General features: G+C 29.1%; 1 protein-coding gene. It reads left to right on the top strand.

All coding sequences use genetic code 11. From position 1 onward, the window contains the following. Window positions 1-707: 707 nt before the first annotated feature. Window positions 708-2,315 carry a peptide ABC transporter substrate-binding protein gene (locus Q1X91_RS15420; RefSeq protein ID WP_300759471.1) on the top strand — a complete coding sequence of 536 codons (1,608 nt, stop codon included), beginning with the start codon at window positions 708-710 and terminating at the stop codon, window positions 2,313-2,315. The last annotated feature ends 255 nt before the right edge of the window (window positions 2,316-2,570 follow it).

Raw genomic sequence — 2,570 nt, 5'->3', positions numbered from 1 at the left:
AATTTAAAAAATTTATTTTTTGACAAACTGTATTTGTTTAGGTATATACTAAAAATTTTTGAGTTTGTCAATTTTTTTATTCAACTTTTTCCCGCCGCACACCACGGGTGGACTTCGTCAAAGTTGCAAAAAGTGCAAATATAAAAATAATCTAAATAGTACTAATTATGTCTTACATGTAGAATAAATTGTAAAATTTAGTCAGAAATATAGCCTTTCGCGACTGCGGGCTGTGCCTGCTTCTTTGGGTCACCACCGAGTAGGTGCCTATTCGGCAAAAGAAGTGGTGGTATGGGGCTAGTCCCCGAAAATAATAAAAATATAAAAACTAATTTTTGACAAATCATATTTGTTTAGGTATATACTAAAAATTTTTAAGTTTGTAAATTTTTTTGTTGTTCTTTTTCCCGCCGCACGCCACAGGCGGACAGCGTCAAAGAACCAAAAAGTGCAAGCATAAAATTAGTATTAAACCATACTAATTATGTTTTAAATGTAAAATAATACTATTGCATTTAAGATAAAATATAGTCTTTTTGGTTCTCGCCGCAAGCGTACTTTGTATGTACAACACCTGCCTATGGCATGCAGAGCGGTGGGACAAAACCACAACAAACAATAAATTTAAAAAACTAACTTTAAGTATATCAATAAAAATGATAAGTATACTTACTATAAAAAATTATAACTCCAAAAAAGGAAAATATATGCTAAAAAAAATAATTACTTTAAATTTACTAATACTTTCAATAATATCATGTTCAAAAGTTTCAAAAAAAGAAATTAATACAAATAATGATATAGTGATAAATCTAGCCCCCGAGCCATTAACTATTGACCCTACATTAAACACTGATAATCTTACAATGATATATATTCTTCATGCCTTTGAAGGGCTTACAAAAAAAGATGAAAATAATAAAATAATAGGCGGAGCAGCAGAAAGCTGGGATATTAACAGCGAAGGAAATATTTATACTTTTCATATAAGAAGCAATGCTAAATGGAGCGACGGTAAAAGTGTTACTGCAAAAGATTTTGTTTATACTTGGAGGCGTGCCGTTGATCCTAAAACTGCCAATAAATACAGCTATTATTTTGAAGTGATAAAAAATGCTAAGGAAGTTATATCTGGAAAAAAATCTATAGAAGAGCTTGGTGTTAGGGTGGTAGATGATTATACTTTTGAAGCGGAGTTAAATAGTCCTACTGCATATTTTTTAGAGCTTACTGCTTATCCTCCTTTTTATCCAGTACGTGAGGATATAATAAATAAATACGGCGATGAATGGACATTAAAACCTGAAAGCTATATTGGTAACGGTGCTTTTAAGATGACAGAGAGAAACTTTGATAAAAGCATAATACTAGAGAGAAATACTAATTACTGGAATAATGAAAATATAAAACCCAATAAATTAACTTTTCTTTTAATGGAAGAGCCTAATACTTCTCTTGCTGGTGTGATTGAAGGATCTATTCATTTTGCAAAACCTTTTCCAAGAAATGATATAGAAACTCTAAAGAAAAAGGAAATAGTTCATATAGTACCAGTGGCGGCTTCATACTACTATAGATTTAATTTAAATAATAAAGAAGTTTTAAAAGACAACAGAATAAGACGTGCATTATCTTTGGCTATAGACAGAGATTATATAGTAAAATCAATAACAAAATGCGGTGAGCGTCCTGCTGGAAGTTTAGTTCCTTATGGTATTAATGATGTTAATGGGGACTTCAGAGAAAACGGCGGGTATAATATCAATATCGATGATTATAAAAAAAATACTGAAGAGGCAAGAAAATTATTAGCAGAAGCAGGGTATGAAAACGGTAAAAACTTTCCAGTGCTTGATTTGCTTATAGCAACTAGAGAGTTTGATATAAATATAGCAGATGCCGTACAGAACATGATTAAAGATGCACTTAATATTGATGTGAGAATAGTAAAATATGAATGGGCTTCCTATCTTCAAAATATGTATAATAGAGATTTTGACATGGCTGTTTATTTATGGTATGCTGATTATAATGATCCTATTAATTTTTTAAATATTTTTAAAAGCGATGCCCCTAATAATTACGGCTCTTACTCAAATAATGCATTTGATGAATACATTGATATAGCTTATACAAATAAGAATAATGATATAAGAATGCATGCCCTTCATTTGGCAGAGGATATTTTTATAAAAGATAATGCTGTAATACCAATATATTTTTACTCTGAAGCATTACTGGTATCTCCAAAATTAAAAGGCGTAGAATATGATTCACAAGGGCTTTACAGATTTTTCAATGCTTATTTAGAATAGTTTTCTAAGTTATTATTATGTGCTGAATACATAAAAAATAATAATAACTTAAAGAGGAATATAAATAAATTATCAATTTTATATATTTATATAATAGACCTGATGCAATTTTGTACATACATATAGTGATATTATTATAAATAAATTTAAAATAATATTAAACTTGTTTCAAAAGTACTTGACAAGATTATATATAAAAATTTTAATAATTTATCAATTATAAACACAATGTTTTACATATTGTATAAACTATCA

Origin of the sequence: uncultured Brachyspira sp. (genome assembly GCF_949287625.1) — a bacterium.
GTDB lineage: Bacteria > Spirochaetota > Brachyspiria > Brachyspirales > Brachyspiraceae > Brachyspira.
The sequence above is the reverse complement of the archived record's forward strand: the minus strand, read 5'-3'. Positions and strand labels throughout refer to the sequence as shown.

Coding starts and splice junctions, on each gene's coding strand:
- Q1X91_RS15420 (WP_300759471.1), top strand. CDS start 708: ATGCTAAAAAAAATAATTACTTTAAATTTACTAATACTTTCAATAATA.